Source organism: Marinomonas lutimaris, assembly GCF_019426345.1.
GTDB lineage: Bacteria > Pseudomonadota > Gammaproteobacteria > Pseudomonadales > Marinomonadaceae > Marinomonas > Marinomonas lutimaris.
This window is the reverse complement of sequence record NZ_JAHLLW010000005.1, coordinates 118,395-135,041: the sequence shown is the minus strand read 5'-3', so window position 1 is coordinate 135,041 and position 16,647 is coordinate 118,395. Positions and strand designations below refer to the sequence as shown.

At 44.7% G+C, this 16,647-nt stretch carries 16 protein-coding genes; 14 read left to right on the top strand and 2 right to left on the bottom strand.

The window, feature by feature from the left end; all coding sequences use genetic code 11:
• The first annotated feature begins 97 nt into the window (after positions 1–97).
• The 3 genes from KPL72_RS08190 (at position 98) to KPL72_RS08180 (ending at position 3,266) form a co-directional block, all read left to right on the top strand.
• Positions 98–283, top strand: coding sequence for a hypothetical protein (locus tag KPL72_RS08190; RefSeq protein WP_212917602.1), 186 nt, complete (start codon positions 98–100; stop codon positions 281–283).
• Between the two features lie 324 nt (positions 284–607).
• Entirely contained in the window at positions 608–2,380 is a 1,773-nt protein-coding gene (locus tag KPL72_RS08185) for a GGDEF domain-containing protein (RefSeq protein ID WP_219702424.1), read from the top strand.
• An 82-nt stretch (positions 2,381–2,462) separates the two neighbouring features.
• Positions 2,463–3,266, top strand: coding sequence for a UDP-2,3-diacylglucosamine diphosphatase (locus tag KPL72_RS08180; protein WP_219702423.1), 804 nt, complete (start codon positions 2,463–2,465; stop codon positions 3,264–3,266).
• A 322-nt stretch (positions 3,267–3,588) separates the two neighbouring features.
• On the opposite strand, the gene KPL72_RS08175 is transcribed toward KPL72_RS08180, so the two are convergent.
• A complete protein-coding gene (locus tag KPL72_RS08175; protein WP_219702422.1) occupies positions 3,589–4,251 on the bottom strand; it encodes a 3'-5' exonuclease in 663 nt (220 codons plus the stop codon).
• The gene (locus KPL72_RS08170) at positions 4,252–6,129 is read right to left on the bottom strand and encodes a DUF294 nucleotidyltransferase-like domain-containing protein (RefSeq protein ID WP_219702421.1); all 1,878 of its coding nucleotides are present in this window, start codon (positions 6,127–6,129) and stop codon (positions 4,252–4,254) included.
• Positions 6,130–6,461: 332 nt separating this feature from the next.
• Here KPL72_RS08170 and KPL72_RS08165 point away from each other — a divergent pair, with 332 nt between their 5' ends.
• The 11 genes from KPL72_RS08165 (at position 6,462) to KPL72_RS08115 (ending at position 16,577) form a co-directional block, all read left to right on the top strand.
• Positions 6,462–7,478, top strand: a complete 1,017-nt coding sequence (locus KPL72_RS08165; protein ID WP_212917595.1) for a TRAP transporter substrate-binding protein — start codon at positions 6,462–6,464, stop codon at positions 7,476–7,478.
• An 84-nt stretch (positions 7,479–7,562) separates the two neighbouring features.
• Complete coding sequence (locus KPL72_RS08160; RefSeq protein ID WP_249411682.1) at positions 7,563–8,120, top strand: TRAP transporter small permease subunit; 558 nt, start codon at positions 7,563–7,565, stop codon at positions 8,118–8,120.
• Positions 8,113–9,429, top strand: coding sequence for a TRAP transporter large permease (locus KPL72_RS08155; protein WP_212917593.1), 1,317 nt, complete (start codon positions 8,113–8,115; stop codon positions 9,427–9,429). The genes KPL72_RS08160 and KPL72_RS08155 overlap by 8 nt, the downstream gene beginning before the upstream one ends.
• An 86-nt stretch (positions 9,430–9,515) precedes the next feature.
• The gene (locus KPL72_RS08150) at positions 9,516–10,007 is read left to right on the top strand and encodes a gluconokinase (protein ID WP_212917592.1); all 492 of its coding nucleotides are present in this window, start codon (positions 9,516–9,518) and stop codon (positions 10,005–10,007) included.
• 181 nt (positions 10,008–10,188) lie between these two features.
• Positions 10,189–11,214 (top strand): gluconate operon transcriptional repressor GntR, encoded by a 1,026-nt coding sequence (gntR, locus tag KPL72_RS08145; RefSeq protein ID WP_346729502.1) that lies wholly within the window; start codon positions 10,189–10,191, stop codon positions 11,212–11,214.
• A 119-nt stretch (positions 11,215–11,333) separates the two neighbouring features.
• Positions 11,334–12,254 (top strand): Fe(3+) dicitrate ABC transporter substrate-binding protein, encoded by a 921-nt coding sequence (locus KPL72_RS08140; protein WP_219702420.1) that lies wholly within the window; start codon positions 11,334–11,336, stop codon positions 12,252–12,254.
• Positions 12,251–13,252 (top strand): iron chelate uptake ABC transporter family permease subunit, encoded by a 1,002-nt coding sequence (locus KPL72_RS08135; RefSeq protein ID WP_219702419.1) that lies wholly within the window; start codon positions 12,251–12,253, stop codon positions 13,250–13,252. The genes KPL72_RS08140 and KPL72_RS08135 overlap by 4 nt, the downstream gene beginning before the upstream one ends.
• On the top strand, positions 13,252–14,208 hold the full coding sequence (gene fecD, locus KPL72_RS08130; RefSeq protein ID WP_219702418.1) for a Fe(3+) dicitrate ABC transporter permease subunit FecD: 957 nt from the start codon (positions 13,252–13,254) through the stop codon (positions 14,206–14,208). Before KPL72_RS08135 ends, fecD begins: the two co-directional genes overlap by 1 nt.
• 3 nt (positions 14,209–14,211) lie before the next feature.
• Positions 14,212–14,979, top strand: coding sequence for a Fe(3+) dicitrate ABC transporter ATP-binding protein FecE (fecE, locus tag KPL72_RS08125; RefSeq protein ID WP_219702417.1), 768 nt, complete (start codon positions 14,212–14,214; stop codon positions 14,977–14,979).
• 106 nt (positions 14,980–15,085) lie between these two features.
• Positions 15,086–15,613 carry a sigma-70 family RNA polymerase sigma factor gene (locus KPL72_RS08120; RefSeq protein WP_219702416.1) on the top strand — a complete coding sequence of 176 codons (528 nt, stop codon included), beginning with the start codon at positions 15,086–15,088 and terminating at the stop codon, positions 15,611–15,613.
• Positions 15,606–16,577 carry a FecR domain-containing protein gene (locus tag KPL72_RS08115; RefSeq protein ID WP_219702415.1) on the top strand — a complete coding sequence of 324 codons (972 nt, stop codon included), beginning with the start codon at positions 15,606–15,608 and terminating at the stop codon, positions 16,575–16,577. Before KPL72_RS08120 ends, KPL72_RS08115 begins: the two co-directional genes overlap by 8 nt.
• Positions 16,578–16,647: the final 70 nt, after the last annotated feature.

The following is a 16,647-nucleotide window of genomic DNA, read 5'->3' as shown; positions in this document are numbered from 1 at the left end:
CTAACCTATTAGCTGAAAATTGATCGTTTGCTGAATGATTGGTCAGAACCTAGAATAACAAGGGTCAAATATGACTGAACTTTTTAGGAGAATCACTATGAAAAACGATCTTAAATATGATGCTTTCGGTAACCTTGATGCTGATTACTATGTAGAAAAAGCATACGAATTACGTCGTGCATACTACGCAGAATTGACTAAAAAAGCTGTTGCTAGTACTAAAGCATTCTTTGCAAAATTGACGGCGAACCGTCCATTGAAATCAGCTCAACCTCAGCACTAACATTTTCAGTACAAAGCTTTTACGTCACCTGTATTTGACTGATTTATTGCCGTTGTTGTAACTAAGAAATCGACAGCCGTTATAAAAGCAAATTAAGCATGACGATGAAGAACCCAATGTTCCCGATGATCGAAAGGCAAGAATAAAAAATCGATCCGGTAACGGGCTTCTCTTCACAAAGTCGCATCATAATGTCAACTTTTCTCTAGATAACTCTTCCCTTAGCAAAGCATTTTCATCTCACCCCAAGTCATCAAAGTGTCACAAATTTGACATAAAATATTGCTCTAGCCACTTTTTTAATCTAGACGTATTTGAGAGAAAATGAGCCAAATGGATAATAATGCTCTACTGGAAAAAATCCTTTCGAATGGATTAATCACGCCATACTTCCAACCTATTTACGATTTAAGTAATGGTGAAATATATGGGCATGAAGCCCTCTCTCGTGGCCCAATGAATTCGACACTTTTTTCTCCTGATCCGCTTTTCACTCTAGCGCAGCAATCAGGAAAGCTGCATAAATTAGAATTGCTTTGCCGAGAAAAAGCCCTATCTAAATTCGCCAAACTCGAATTAAAAGGTCGTTTATTTTTAAACGTTAGCGCTTCTTTATTAGGATCACCAGATCATCAATCCGGAATGACATTGGCCATTTTAAATGAGCTGGGATTGGATCAAAAAGACATCGTCATCGAACTTTCCGAACAACATCCGTACGACCATAATGGTTTGCCTCGTAGCAGTGTCGATCACTATCGTAAAATGGGCTTTCAAGTTGCCATCGATGATCTTGGCGTGGGTTATTCTGGCTTACAACTTTGGTCTGAATTACAGCCAGACATAGTCAAAGTCGACAAACACTTCATTAAAGGAATCGACAAAGACGAAATCAAGCGCGAATTTGTCCGCTCTATTCTTACTATCGCTCAGCGCTTGAATTGCATGCTCATTGCAGAAGGTATTGAAACACAGCAAGAACTCGATCAACTGATTGAGATTGGTGTCACCTTAGGACAAGGTTATTTTCTTGGCCGTCCTGTGGAAAACCCTGCTTTTTCGACTCATCCCTATTTAGTAAAACAAGCTCAGCGACGTTCGCAATTCCAAGTGGATCACGCAGAAACCGTACAAACACTGTGTCGTCCTACGCCAAGCTTGCAAGAAAGCAGCTTATTAGAAGACGCCTCTCAATGCTTTAAAAAGCAACCAGACTTAGTGGCTATTCCCGTACTAAACCACAACAACGAGCCTATCGGTGTGGTTCGCAGACATCAGCTGCATGAGCTTTTTTCTACACCTTATGGACGCGCTTTATACGAGCACAAACCGGTTACTAATTTACTTAGTAGTGATGTACTGATTGTTGAAAGCAACGTCAGTTTATCCAGTGTTTCCACCTTGATGACCAATCAAGAAGCCGACACGCTAAACAACGAGATCATTGTGGTCAGAGAAGGTAAGTTTATCGGCACAGGTCATCTTAGAGATCTATTAAAACGTATCACTGAGCTGAAAATTCAAAATGCCACCTACTCCAATCCACTAACCTTATTACCCGGTAATGTCCCAATTCATCGAGAAGTCAGCCGTCGTTTATTAGCTAATGAAAACTTCTACGTGGCGTATTTTGATCTAAATGACTTTAAACCATTTAATGACTTCTTCGGCTATTCAATCGGTGATGAAGTAATTCAACTGGTTGGTTCTTTAATCAAAAACCAAGTTAATCCCGATAATAATTTTATTGGTCATATTGGCGGCGATGATTTTGTGGTGATTTTTGGCGACCAAGATTGGCATCGACAATGCAGTAACATCCTAGAAATTTTTGAACAACAAGTTCGCGGCTTTTATTCTGCAGACACCTTACAGGAAGGCGGTGTTTGGACCAAAAACCGCCAAGGCGACACCTTGTTTCACCCGATATTAAGCCTCGCTATTGGCGTCGTTCACCCCAATCCCAAACAATGTACCAATCATCACCAAGTGGCCGAACTCGCAGCTCAAGCAAAAAAATCTGCCAAGCAACAAGGCGGCAACCATATCTATCTACAACCTTATCTAAACACATACACGCTTGAAACAATGAACTAAGGTTTATTGAACTGTCATAAAGTCCTCACAACAGTGTCACATAAGCACCTTATCTTTGAGACAGACCTTAGAGGAGGCGCTTATGCAGACCACATTTCGATCCGTATTTATTTCCGACGTACACCTAGGCACCAAAGCCTGCCAAGCGTTGCACTTATTGGATTTTTTGCAAAGCATCAAAACCGATACCTTGTATCTAGTCGGTGACATTATCGATCTTCAGGAAATGCGCCATAAAGCCTACTTTATTGATGCTCACCATCAAGTGGTTGAACGTATTCTCGACATGGCAAAATCCGGCACCAAGGTCATTTATATTCCCGGTAATCACGATGCCTTCTTTCGCCAGTTTGCAGGACAAACGCTTTCTGGGATTGAGATTAAGCTCAACGCTCGCCACAAAACTGCCAACGGTCGTACTTTTTACATCAGCCACGGGGATGAGTTTGATCAAATGGTAAAAATCAGCCCACTCATGCTCGCCATTGGCGATAAAGCCCATGGTCTCATGTTGTCGCTGAATCAATGGATAAACGGCATGAGACGCCTTATTGGTTTGCCCTATTGGTCACTGGCAGGCTATTTAAAAAGCCACATCAGCAAGGCAAAAGAGTTTATCGAACGCTTTGAAACCGCTGCACTAAAATCTGCCAAAAACCACAAAGTCGATGGCTACATTTGCGGCCACATTCACTTTGCTTCTTTCCGAATCAAAGACGACATTCTCTATTGTAACGATGGAGATTGGGTCGAACACTGCACGGCATTAACAGAATCCGCCGCAGGGGAAATGAGCCTGATACATTGGTCGGAAAACCCAAGAGTCTTAGCCACCGAACCAAAAGAAGAAGATTGGGGATTATCGCCGATTCCTTCTAGGAGTTAGAAATTGAAAAGGCCTTCATTCTAAAACGACTTCCATCGATTTTGTAGGTCAGATGAACCGAGGAACGAAGGTGTGATCTGACGATGAACAGTATACATAACGATTGAAAACGTACGTGATACCAATAGCCTCACGGCATTACCTTTGAAAAAGAGTCGATTAGCTAATGATTCCATACAAAAATTTTATACATCAACCAATTGTAGTCTAAATAACGTCACACGCCTGATCACGGTCGTACCTCCCTCATCAGGCCTACAAAACCTTTAACGACAATTGTCTTCATGGGAATAACGTGTTTAAAACAACCTGCTCAAAACCACTACCGCGTCGTAAACCTCACTCGCCCGCCACCCATTTGGTTTAGGTCGTGTAGTCGGCAATCTTTGCCCTGATAAGCAATTTGAGCGAGTAGTAGTTCAGCGGTGGCTAGGGCGTCGGTTAGTGCGTCGTGTCCTTGGTATTCTGGTAATCTGTAGCGTTCTCGGCAGGCGCCAAGGCGAAAGCCGCCGTCTTGAATGGGTTGTTGGGATCGGTTGGCTTTGGTGCGTTCAATGGCAAGTGTGTCTAGCCAGTTGGCAGAAAACGTCGGTAAGGCTTCTGCTTGCCACGCTTGTTTTAAAAAGCCCAGTTCTATTGGCGCGTGGTGCATAACCAAGACGCGTTCGCGTAGTAGATGCCGTAAGTAACGCAACACGCTTTCTTGTTTTTTGCCTTGTTGCTGAACATCCGAATCAGTAATCATGTGTATACCAACACTGTCGCCAATTTGTGCGCTATCCAACACAATATGCCGAGCCGTATCCAGTTCAATCACGCCTTTATGAATGCACACCCAACCAAAGCTAACGATATGATCTTGCTTGGGATCTAACCCAGAGGTTTCGATATCCAATACGAGATAATTCCATTCAGACCAAGCTCGCTTGACCGATTGTCGAGACAAATTCCACGCACTGAGCTTTTGCAGCAAATCCAATGACATCTAACTGTATCCTTTTAAAAAACGCTGCTGCGCCACATCTTGTACATCGCTGATGATGCTAAAGGTGGTTTTCAGATGTTTGCGTTCTAACGAACTCAAGTCTTTCGGATCTAAGTAAGCACTGGCTTTGCCTGTTGCTTGCCAATGACGTCCTTGAGCTTCTAGGCGCAGGCCATTGAGTTTGTCCCACGCATCCATAAGATTTCGTGCGGTGTCGACACTAATGAGTTTTTCTCGAATCGCTTGCTCTATTCTGTCCAAGGTGCCAGCTCGATAGGTCTTACATGATAAGCCATACAAGCGCGCTAAATCGTTGATCAAGACCAAACCTTGGTGCTTAAGGTCAAGCTGGTTTTTATGCTCACCAGAGGACTCCAAAACAAAATGTCGGAAGAAGCCCAGTGGTGGCTTGCTTGCCAACGCGGTACGGGTCAAAGTCGCCAAAAACACGCTATTTTTACTCACCTCCAGCTGCATGGCTTTGATTAGATTATTCACCGACTCGCCTTGCTTACTTCCTGAATCATACACGCAACGAATGTCGAAAAAGATGCTGGCGTGAAGTAAGGCACTGGGCGCGCTGCTTTTTATCCAAGTGGAAAAAGCTTGTTGCCACCCAACTGTCGTTCTGCGCCATTCAGGATTACTCGCCATAATATTGCCGGGGCAAAGGCGAATACCGCAAAGCCCCAAGCCTTGGCAGATGAACTCGGATAAATCGGCAAAGTACTGACTTTCTTCGGCCGATGGTTCGCGTTCTAACATCAGGCCGTTATCTTGGTCGCTGCCCAAAGATTGATCGCGTCGTGCTTGCGAACCAAACACTAAAAACTGAAATGCCATCGGCGCAGGGCCAAACTTATCTAGCGCCAGCTCAATCACGCGACGCGTCAGGTTATCACTGACTGTCGCCAATACTTTGCCCACATCAGCGGGTTTCATATCGGTCACAATCAAATTGATAATCAAGGTCGGCCATTGTTTGCAAACACGGGCTAAATCTTCGATGGATTGTTGACGATGTATTTGATTGATTAATAGCAGCGGGCTTAGTTCTTGATGTCGCAACAAATCTGCGGCGGTTAGCATGCCGACCGCTCTTTGTTCTTCATCGACGATGGGCAAATGGTGAATATTGCTTTCACTCATTAAGGTTTGCGCCTGCATCACCAAGGCATCTGGTCTCAGGCTAACCGGATCTCGGGTCATCACATCTTTGACCAAAGAGTCCGCCGAGCCGCCTAAGGCCAAAATACGCGAACGTAAGTCTCGATCCGTGACTATGCCAGACAGCTTTTCATCTTCCACCACCAGAATCGAACTGACTCGCGCTTCGGTCATACGCATAGCGATGGTTTGTACCGTTTCCTCTGGTATCGCCAGAACTAGCTGACGAGTCATTATGTGTGCTACCGGTGTTGATAATTGCAAGGCAGGCGAGGCTAATTCATTACTCTGGCTACGGGATAATTTACGTAAACGATTGTGTCGAGTATGTTCAAAAAAAAGTTCGAAGGCTTCACTCTTTTCCAGCGTTTCCTTAAAACGAGTTTTGTCGAATCGATATACCAAGCTGTCTTCCATGGCGACCACTTGCAATCCATCTGGATTTTGCGCCATAAGGCTAGATATACCAAAGCATTCGCCGTCGGCAATTTGATCCACCAGCCCGCCTTTGGGAGTGCGAATTTCACAAGCACCACGACGAATCAAATGCACGGTTGCGGCTTCATCTTTTAATATCAATGTCTGCCCCTGTCGCACGTACAACATAGAAACGCCGGTCAGTAATTGCTTACGCTCAAGTAAACTTAAGCTGGAAAAAGGCGGAGTAGCTTCAATAAATTTATGTACTTCAGGAATGTCGATCGCAGCCATTTTATTATTCTCGCTGATGTGCGTTTATTGACGGAATAGTCGTCTATCGATTCAAAAGAGTGTGCGCTTTTATCATAGACAACAAAATGCTTCTTAGACCAATGTCTAAAACAAACTATTCGCTTATCTTCGCCCAGCAAAGGCTAACAAGGCACAAAAAGATCCCCTTACATATCAATCATCTATAATTAACCCAGAATTTTATCTAGAAATGGACTTGACTAGATTCAAATGTTATCGGTAACATTGCCGCCTTAGTTACCGGTAACATTCAGCAAAAGCACTGTTCCTAAAAACTGTTATTAAAAAAATAATCAACGGGAAGCAATACCATGAATAAATTCAGCACCACGTTATTGACCGCCACTATGGCCGGCATTCTATCCACGTCAGCAATTGCTGCGGATTACAAATTCAAGTTCCAATCCTCTGATCCAGCTGGTGACAAAAACTTCCAGGTTCAAAAAGAATGGACTAAACGCGTTGAAACTATGACCGGTGGCCGAGTTAGTATCGACTTGCTTCCTGTTGGTAGTATTTTCAAACACACAGAAACGCTAGATGGCATCAAAATGGGCATCATCGATGGCCAAATTACCGCGACTGAATTCTTCTCTGGTAAAGATCCTGCTTTTGGCCTAATTGGTAACACAGTAGGCGCTTGGTCAAACACTCAGCAACTTCTGCAATACGTGAACTACGGTGGCGGTTACGAGCTAATGAATGAACTGTACGCTCCTTACGGCGTGAAATTCATCGGTGGTTCTACAACTGGCGTTGAATCTTTGGTTTCTCGTGTTCCACTAGACAGCGTTGCCGATCTAAAAGGCCTAAAACTTCGCGCTCCTGAAGGCTTGGTTCAACGTGTATTTGCAGCAGCCGGTGCAGCGCCAGTTAACCTACCGGGTTCTGAAGTATTCACAGGTCTAAGCAAAGGCGTTATCGATGCGGCTGACTACACTGTGTTCTCTACTAACCAGAAAGCAGGCATGAACGATATTGCGACACACCCTGTTCAACCAGGCTTCCACTCTTTGCCATTGATCGATATTTCAATGAATAAGAAAAAATGGGACAAGCTTCCAGCTGACATCCAAGCAATCCTAACGGTTTCAGTTCGTGACTTCGCAGAAGATATGACAACGCAATTGCGTATTGCCGATCAAGCAGCGGTAAAAGCAGCGAAAGCGGATCCAAACATTACTATTCACGATTGGTCTGCTGAAGAACGTAAAAAATTCCGTGAAATTGCTCGCACCCAGTGGGCAGAATTCGCTAAAGGTTCTGCTAACGCACAAAAAGTGTATGACTCTATTACAAAGTATCTAGAAGAGAACGATCTCCTCTAATCTGAGACAAACCTTTTAAACCTGCAAACAGGCGTCCTGTAATTATAAATTGCATCGGCGCCTGATTTTCATTGGATTATGATCATGAAAAACGAAATTCATCCAGAGACGCCTGATAGCTCAGAACGCCCTAGAAATCCGTTAGATAAGGTGATTTTTACTTTTGGTAACGCCATCAGTCTATTGTTTCTTTTTACCGTAGCCATCTCTTTTTATGAAGTGTTGATGCGCTATGTATTTAATGCTCCCACTATGTGGGTACATGAAACGGCCTCTTTCATTGGCGGTGTATTATTTATTTATGGCGGCATCTATGCCCTATCGATTAATAAGCATGTTCGAGTCGTACTTATATACGACCTTGTCTCTGATACCGCACGCCGCTGGCTGAATATTTTTCATCACATTATGGGGCTAATCTTTTCTGGACTGCTTAGCTGGGCCGCTTATCAAATGGTACAAGACTCTTGGTTTACACCATTAGGCGAACTTCGTTTAGAAACCTCAGGGTCTGCTTGGGATCCAGTTTTCCCAGCATTAGTCAAAGGCATGGTTTTCGCTACCTTATGCATCATGTTTGTGCAGTTTTCTTTGCACCTACTACAAGAATTAAATGGCTTGAGGAAACGCAAAGATGTTTGATTTATCCGCTATGGGCATAGGCTACGGCAGCCTATTAATGCTCGGTTCTATGATTCTTTTACTGCTAACAGGTATGCAATTAGCCTTTGTTACCGCGTTAGTCGCACTTGTTTTTGCTATTGGTTGGTTTGGCGTTGGCGCCTTGCCTTTGATCACCAGCCGTTTGTACAGTTTTGTTGGCGACTATGTTTTTCTCGCCGTCCCCATGTTCGTACTAATGGCTGCATTATTAGATAGATCCGGTATTGCTCGAGATCTGTTCGATGCCATGAAGGTGTTTGGTCGTAAACTGCGTGGTGGTGTTGCCGTACAGACGTTATTAGTTGCCATCGTTTTGGCTTCCATGTCTGGTGTAATCGGTGGTGAAACTGTTCTATTGGGTATTTTAGCTTTGCCACAAATGTTGCGTCTTGGCTATAACCGTAAACTGGCGATTGGTACTACTTGTGCTGGTGGCGCGCTTGGTACCATGTTACCGCCTAGTATCGTTTTGATTATTTACGGCTTAACCGCCAGTGTTTCCATTGGCGATTTGTTTAAAGCGGCCTTTTTACCTGCCTTTATTCTGGCATTTGCTTACATGGCTTATGTGCTTATTCTGTGTCGTATCCATCCTGAATACGCCCCACTACCTAGTGCAGAAGAGCTTGCAGCAGACGAAGATATTAACTATTTCAAAGCTCTGCTATTTCCTCTACTCACAGTAATGATGGTACTCGGCAGTATTTATACTGGTGTGGCTTCTGTAACCGAAGCGTCTGCGCTTGGCGTAGTCGGCATCATCATCAGTGCGGCGATTCGCGGTGAACTGAACTTTGCCATGCTAAAAGACAGCGCCAAAGCGACCATGAGTACCTGTGGCATGATCATCTGGATCGGTATTGGTGCAACAGCTCTGGTTGGTGTTTACAACCTAATGGGCGGTATCGATTTCGTTGAAGAGATCATCTTGTCATTAAGTGGTGGCAGCGTGATGGGCACTGTCATGATCATGATGCTGATCTTGTTTGTGCTAGGTATGTTCTTGGATTGGGTCGGTGTTGCACTATTAACCATGCCGATCTTTGTCCCAATCATTACCGGACTTGGCTTGGACCCTATTTGGTTTGGTGTGGTGTTCTGTTTGAACATGCAGGTATCTTTCCTATCACCACCTTTTGGTCCTGCCGCATTTTATCTTAAGTCTGTGGCACCAAAAGATATTAGTCTTGGCGAAATTTTCAGCTCCCTGCTGCCGTTTATTGGCCTGCAAGTTTTTGTACTCGCCTTGGTCATATTCTTCCCTGAGCTGGCCCTTTGGTGGAAATAACCCATTGAGACCATGCCGTTCAACACGGCTTTTTGAACGACACTGCTGCCTTGCTGACAACAGCAAGGCGATAAGGACTTAAGAAGATGACAAAGAAAATTGTAGTATTAGGCGTATCAGGCTCAGGTAAATCTTTGATAGGCAAAAGCATCGCTGACAAACTTGGCTATCCGTTTTTTGATGGCGATGACTTTCATTGCCAAGCAAATGTAGACAAAATGCGCCAAGGCACGCCGCTCACTGATGAAGATCGCAAGGATTGGTTGGCAACACTCAATACCATCTTGACCGATAACCCAACAGCAGTAATCGCCTGCTCTGGATTAAAACCAGAATATCGTGCCATGCTGCGAAATGGCTTAGACGACGTCACCATGATCTACCTTAAAGGCACTATCGACACCATTTGGCAACGTCACCAAAAACGTGATGGTCATTATTTTAATGGTCGAGAAATGTTAGAAAGTCAGTTTGCTACCTTGATTGAGCCAACAGAAGACGAAGCACTGGTGATCGATATTTCTCAAGATGCTGACGCAGTACTAAACGAAGCGCTTGCGCTTTTAGCGAATAAATAAAATAAACAAAAGAGGCAAAACACTTAGTTTGTGCCTCTTTTAACTAAATAAGTAAATGCTCACTTTCGATATAAACCCTACATTTATTAGTATCTACTCAGCTAACACCTACTTTTTTGTTTCTAGCCATGAATGGCTTATGGTAATGTTACTTGTAACAAAACATGGATATGTCACTGGTATGAAAAGCTCCGATATGAAAAGCCCCAGTATGAAAAATAAACGCCCTACATTGCAAGATGTGGCGAATTTAGTTGGTGTGACGAAAATGACCGTAAGTCGTTTTCTTAGAAATCCAGATCAAGTCTCTGCGCCATTACAGACAAAAATCGCCGAAGCATTAGAAGATCTAGGCTACATACCAAATCGAGCACCCGACATTTTATCCAAATCAAAGAGCCATGCAATTGGCGTTTTGCTGCCCTCTTTGACCAACCAAGTTTTCGCCGAAGTTATTCGAGGCATCGAATCCGTAGTAGAACCAGCTGGCTATCAAACTATGCTAGCCCACTATGGTTACAGCAAAGAGGCCGAAGAGTCGCGTATTGCTACTCTGTTGTCTTACAGTGTGGATGGTTTAATTATTTCCGAAAGCTATCACACCGAACGTGTGAGAAAGATGCTTGCTGTCGCTGGTATTCCCGTTATCGAAATCATGGACTCAGTCTCTCCACCAATCGAGCAAGCTATCGGCATAGACAACGAAGCTGCTGCTTATGCGATGACAGATTTTATGATCAAACGAGGCCGACAAAAGATTGTCTACTTTGCGGCGCGAATGGACCAACGGACACTCTTCAAAATAAAAGGTTACGAAACCGCTATGCTCGACAATGGCTTAACGCCTTTGTGCTTAAAAACCAATAGTGCATCATCTTTCACGCTAGGCGCGACTTTTCTAAAAGACGCGCTGCAGCAACAACCCGACACCGACGGCATTTTCTGTACCAACGACGACTTAGCCATTGGTGCGCTGTACGCTTGCCAAAAAGCTGGCATCAAGATTCCACAAGACATCAGCATTGCAGGCTTCCATGGCCACGATATTTCTCGAGCTATGGTGCCATTACTCGCTACGGTGATCACACCTCGTGAAGAAATGGGGCGCCTTGCTGCCGAACATTTACTGTCTCGTTTACAAGGGAATTCTGTTTCACAAAGAATTATTGATTTGCCTTTTCAAATAGAACCTGGCGAAACTATCTAAAAGTACGCAACACACCGTAAAGAGCGCCATATAAAGCAGCAATAAACGCGGAAAGCACTTCAAATAACACTGAGAAGTGTTATCATTATCGCGTTTTTTAACCTCTCAAAGGCTGTTTTATGAAACGCTTGCTGTTGATCGCCCTCTCTACTCTCTTACTCAGTTTATCTCTTTCCGTTCAAGCCGTTTCTTCGACACAAGACAGCATTAAAAATAGTGTAGAAGACAGCAAAGGCACGTTTAGCATAGATTACGTACCAAAACGCATTGTTGTCTTGGAGCTTTCCTTTGTGGACGCTTTAGCCGCTGTTGGCGTAAGTCCAGTTGGCATCGCTGATGACAAAGACCCCGAACGAATTCTAAAAGAAATTCGCAATGAAATTGGCGAGTGGACGTCCGTAGGTACTCGCTCTCAACCCAGCCTTGAAACGATTTCTGCATTAAAACCCGACCTTATCATTGCAGACATTTCTCGCCATGAAGGGGTTTATGCAGATTTACAAAAAATAGCGCCGACCTTGATCCTACCTTCGCGTAGAGCTAACTATGAAGAGAACCTTCATGCCACGGCTATCATCGGCAAAGCCATTGGCAAAGACAAAGAAATGCAAGCACGTTTGAAGCTACATGCTCAAAGAATGGCCGATTTTGCCAAACAACTACCAGAAGGCAAAGAAGTGCAATTTGGCGTTGCACGTGATGATGCTTTGTTCCTGCATACTGCCGATTCCTATGCTGGCGGAGTCATTCGCGCCTTAGGTTTAAAAAATGCTAATACAGGCCGAAGCGACGATGCCTATCGTCAAACCAGTTTAGAACAGTTTCTTGCGGTAAATCCTGACTACTTTATCGTCGGCAATTACGTCACGCCAAGCATCGTGGATAAATGGAAAAATGAGCCGCTTTGGTCTGTCTTAAAAGCCGCTAAGAATCATCATATTTATTCGGTTAACCCTAATACCTGGTCTCGTTGCCGAGGCATTATTTCAGCCGAAACCATGGGGCAAGATCTTATTAAGGTCTTTAAAGCGAATAAATGATCTCAATACGCCTGCCTTTTGTCGGCCAATGCCTAGCATTGTTGCTGCTTTTATTCATTTGTTCATGGATCAGCTTATTTAGCTGGTCGGTGATAACTATTACGCCGATGGATGCTCTACACGCTTTGTACGATATGAACGCAGAAAGCATCGCTCAGCATATTGTCCACGATTTAAGGCTGCCTAGAGTACTCGTTGGCATTATGGTGGGTGCTAATCTCGCCGCAGCGGGCGTCATCATGCAAGGGCTGACACAAAACCCTCTCGCTTCACCTTCTGTTTTAGGTATCAACGCTGGCGCAGCGCTTGGCATGGCGACAGTTTCCAGTATTGCACCTTGGTTTGGTTTACTTGGTACTTCAGTCGCAGCCATCATTGGCGGTGGCATTGCGTGGGCTTTCGTTATGTTGCTTGGCAGCGCATGGCGAGGTGGTAATGAACATGGAAGATTGGTGTTGGCGGGCGTGGCTATTTCTGCGTTATGTGCCGCCTTAACCAAAGCCGTTATTATCATTGCAGAAGACCAAGCGGCGGGCGTACTGACTTGGCTCGCGGGCAGTCTAGCCGATGCTAGATGGCAAACCTTTGATTCCTTCTGGCCTGTCTGCCTTATTGGTTTATTAGGCGCCATGTTAATAGCTCCCACGCTGAATCTTTTGCAGCTAGGCGATGACAATGCACGTAACCTTGGCGTGTCACTCATGTGGGTAAAACTAGGCGGCAGCTTTTTAGTTTTATTGTTGGTTGGTAGCGCCATCAGCAGTGTGGGTGCAATTGGCTTTGTCGGGTTACTGGTTCCTCATATGGCAAGAATGCTCGCAGGGCAAGATCATCGGAAATTTTTACCCATTGCTATGATGCTGGGCGCTTGCTTAGTCGTCCTATCCGATACCGTCAGTCGAGCTATTATTTATCCGGCAGAAACGCCCGCTGGTGCTATTTTAGCCTTGATCGGCGCGCCGTTTTTCATCTATCTCGTCCGCAAGAGAACCTTATAATGGCCACGCGCTCGCTGCCTATTTTACTACTTGCCTTGTTAGGATTGTTGGTCGCTAATCTGATGTTTGGCGCCGTTTCCATTCCCTTTAAAAGCATTTTTGAAGGGTTTCAGGTCGGCAATGCCAACTACTTCACCGTTCATGAATACCGTTTTCCTCGTGCCATTCTCGCCATGTTAGTTGGCGCTATGATGGCACTTGCTGGCGCCTTGGTGCAGGGTGTGATTCGCAATCCATTAGCGTCACCCGATGTGCTTGGCGTCAGTCATGGCGCTGGATTGGCAGCCGTGTTTTACATGACATTTTTCCCTGATGCCGATATTCGCTGGTTACCAGCTGTTGCGCTAATCGGGAGTTTAATCGCTGCGTTAACGTTGTGGTGGCTGTGCGGCTCACATAGCAGCACCATAAAACTGGCCATTACCGGTGTGGCATTAGCGGCGTTATACGCCAGCTGTATAGACTTTCTGATGCTGGTTAAACCACTGGAAATAAACAATGCTCTGTTGTGGTTAACGGGTAGTTTATGGGGGCGCGGCTGGAATCAGCTTTCTATGTTATTGCCTTGGTTGCTGCTCATTCCTTTTGCGCTTTGGCTGGCCAAACCTCTGAACCTAATCCACCTCGGCGACGACAGTGCCATTAGCCTTGGTATCAAGGCCAACAAACTGCGTTTAGCGTCTTTGGCGATTGCCGTTGGACTGACAGCTTCTTGTGTTGCGATTTGTGGTCCTATCGGATTTTTAGGCTTAGTGGCTCCGCATTTAACGCGTAAATTGGTCGGTGGACGCCATCAAATACTCTTACCGTCCACCATGCTAGTTGGCGCGATTTTGTTGCTGCTTGCCGATCTCGTGGCTCGTACCATTGATCCACCTATTGAATTACCCGCCGGCATTATGACCGCCATTATTGGTGCGCCGTATTTTCTTTGGCTACTCCTTAGGACGAAATGATTTATGTCTCTTAGCACTCATAATTTATCTGTTGGCTACCATGATAAAGCCATTGTAAAACAGGTCGACCTAACCATTCCTGAAGGAAGAATCATCGCTTTACTCGGGCCAAATGGCTGCGGCAAATCCACTTTACTAAAAGCCATGGCACGTATTCTTTCGCCTATGGAAGGCCAAGTTCACTGGCAAGGTAAAAACCTTCACAGTATTGCGTCCAAAAAACTGGCTCAACAACTGGCCTTATTGCCGCAAACTCAGCCTATCCCGGAAGGAATTAAAGTCAAAGATTTGGTCGCCTATGGACGCAGCCCATATACCGGGTTTTGGGGACGGATTAACAAAGATGATCAAGTAATAATAGACAAGATGATGGAAGAGACAGGCATTACTGAGCTTGCGGATCAATTGGTCAGCGAACTCTCCGGCGGCCAACGCCAACGTGTTTGGCTCGCCATGACCTTAGCGCAAGATACGCCGTATTTGCTACTAGACGAGCCAACCACTTATATGGATTTGAGCCATCAAGTAGAGCTGATGCACTTGTTACGCAAATTGAATCTACAAGGAAAGACTATCATCACAGTGCTTCATGACATCAACCAAGCTGCTCGATATTGCGACCATCTCATCGTGATGAAAGAAGGAGAAATCATCACTCAAGGTTCGCCCGAGTCGGTACTCACACAAACCATGCTTAAAAACGTTTTCTCATTGGATGCGCAGATTCACCAAGACCCAATCGCCAAAACCCCAATGTGTGTGGTGGAGTAATTAGGCCTAACAATAGCGCGCTGATTGACAAAAAAGTAACCAACTAGTTTAATGCGACTAATTATCGTTTACAATTGTTACTTATTTAAATCAGAGGAGCTATTTCATGCCGCACAATGCGGATCCAAGAGCGCAACAAAGTGCTATGCACGCGCTATATTCAGATAACCATCGTTGGCTGTATACATGGATACGTAAGCGCTTAGATAACCACTTTGACGCGGCAGACTTAACTCAAGATACCTTTTTACGTATTCACGCTCGTCAAAACGTCGATACCATAACTCAGCCTCGTGCCTACTTAATGACAGTCGCAAAAGGAATTGTCAGTCATTTTTATCGTCGTAAATCGTTGGAAGATACCTACTTAGAATACATCGCATTATTTCCCGATCCAGTAACCTCTTCCCTAGAACAGCAGCAAATTATTTTACAAACATTAGAACAAATTGATGCGCTCCTTAATGAATTACCGCGTCATGTCAAAACGGTCTTTTTAATGTCGCAAATTGAAGGCAAAAAATATCAGACCATTGCTGACGAGCTGGGGATGTCACTTATCAGTGTAAAACGCCATATGAAACAGGCCTATGTGCAATGTTTGACTCTTATGGAGGAAGATTTTTTTGAATAAGGCAAACACATCAATAGCAAAGCATAGCCTTGAAGAAGCGGCCGACTGGCTAATACGCCAACAAGAAGCGCCGTTAACCAACGAAGAAAAGGCACAGCTGAAACAATGGCAAGACGCCAGTCAAGAGAATACACATGCTTGGCAACTTGCTCAGCGACTCATGGGCCATGTGGATAGGTTACCGAAAGATGTGGCTGCGGCGGTACTCAATCGCCCCGAAGATGAAGGCCGTCGCATTGCTATAGGTAAACTAGCGCTCTTACTGGCAGCAGGACCAACACTATGGGGCGGCTATAAAGCAATTGAAGTTCAACAATGGACAGCTGATTACCGGACAGCCAAAGGTGAGTTTCAAAAAATCACCTTGCCTGATGGTTCAATGGTGAAACTGAATACTGCGACCGCATTTGATATGACATTCAACACTCGCTCTCGCCTATTGTCACTGCGAGAAGGCGAAATCGAAATACACACAGGGCAAGTAGATCCGCAACAATTCGGCCCATTCCTCATTCAAACACAGGAAGGCACGCTAACAGCTCTTGGAAGAAGATTAACCGTACGCCAATGTGATGGTTTTACTCAACTTGCTGCAATAGAAGGACAGGTTCAAGCCACTCCTAAGCTCGCACAGAATAATGAAGTAATAACCATAAAATCAGGCCATCAAGCTCAAATGTCTAACCTTGGATTGCTGTCTAGCCAATTGATCTCTCCCGCGACAACCGCTTGGCTAAATCAAATGCTGGCTGCTCATGATATGCCGCTGAAACAATTTGCCGAGGAAGTTTCCCGCTATCGAAAGGGCTATTTACGTGTTTCACCTGAGATACAAAACCTATTGGTATCGGGTGCATTTCCAACATCCAACACTGACACCATTATTAATATGCTGACTCACACTTACCCTATTAAAGCCAAGCATCACCTGGGCGGCTATTGGGTCACTCTTGAGCCAACTTAATACGACATTAGCAAGTAAATAAATCAAAAAAGAAGCTAATAAAAATTATTTTCATTTCGATTGATACCTT

Coding starts and splice junctions, on each gene's coding strand:
- KPL72_RS08185 (WP_219702424.1), top strand. CDS start 608: ATGAGCCAAATGGATAATAATGCTCTACTGGAAAAAATCCTTTCGAAT.
- KPL72_RS08180 (WP_219702423.1), top strand. CDS start 2,463: ATGCAGACCACATTTCGATCCGTATTTATTTCCGACGTACACCTAGGC.
- KPL72_RS08135 (WP_219702419.1), top strand. CDS start 12,251: ATGATCTCAATACGCCTGCCTTTTGTCGGCCAATGCCTAGCATTGTTG.
- KPL72_RS08170 (WP_219702421.1), bottom strand. CDS start 6,129: ATGGCTGCGATCGACATTCCTGAAGTACATAAATTTATTGAAGCTACT.
- KPL72_RS08140 (WP_219702420.1), top strand. CDS start 11,334: ATGAAACGCTTGCTGTTGATCGCCCTCTCTACTCTCTTACTCAGTTTA.
- fecE (WP_219702417.1), top strand. CDS start 14,212: ATGTCTCTTAGCACTCATAATTTATCTGTTGGCTACCATGATAAAGCC.
- KPL72_RS08160 (WP_249411682.1), top strand. CDS start 7,563: ATGAAAAACGAAATTCATCCAGAGACGCCTGATAGCTCAGAACGCCCT.
- KPL72_RS08175 (WP_219702422.1), bottom strand. CDS start 4,251: ATGTCATTGGATTTGCTGCAAAAGCTCAGTGCGTGGAATTTGTCTCGA.
- KPL72_RS08165 (WP_212917595.1), top strand. CDS start 6,462: ATGAATAAATTCAGCACCACGTTATTGACCGCCACTATGGCCGGCATT.
- fecD (WP_219702418.1), top strand. CDS start 13,252: ATGGCCACGCGCTCGCTGCCTATTTTACTACTTGCCTTGTTAGGATTG.
- KPL72_RS08120 (WP_219702416.1), top strand. CDS start 15,086: ATGCCGCACAATGCGGATCCAAGAGCGCAACAAAGTGCTATGCACGCG.
- KPL72_RS08190 (WP_212917602.1), top strand. CDS start 98: ATGAAAAACGATCTTAAATATGATGCTTTCGGTAACCTTGATGCTGAT.
- KPL72_RS08155 (WP_212917593.1), top strand. CDS start 8,113: ATGTTTGATTTATCCGCTATGGGCATAGGCTACGGCAGCCTATTAATG.
- gntR (WP_346729502.1), top strand. CDS start 10,189: ATGAAAAGCTCCGATATGAAAAGCCCCAGTATGAAAAATAAACGCCCT.
- KPL72_RS08150 (WP_212917592.1), top strand. CDS start 9,516: ATGACAAAGAAAATTGTAGTATTAGGCGTATCAGGCTCAGGTAAATCT.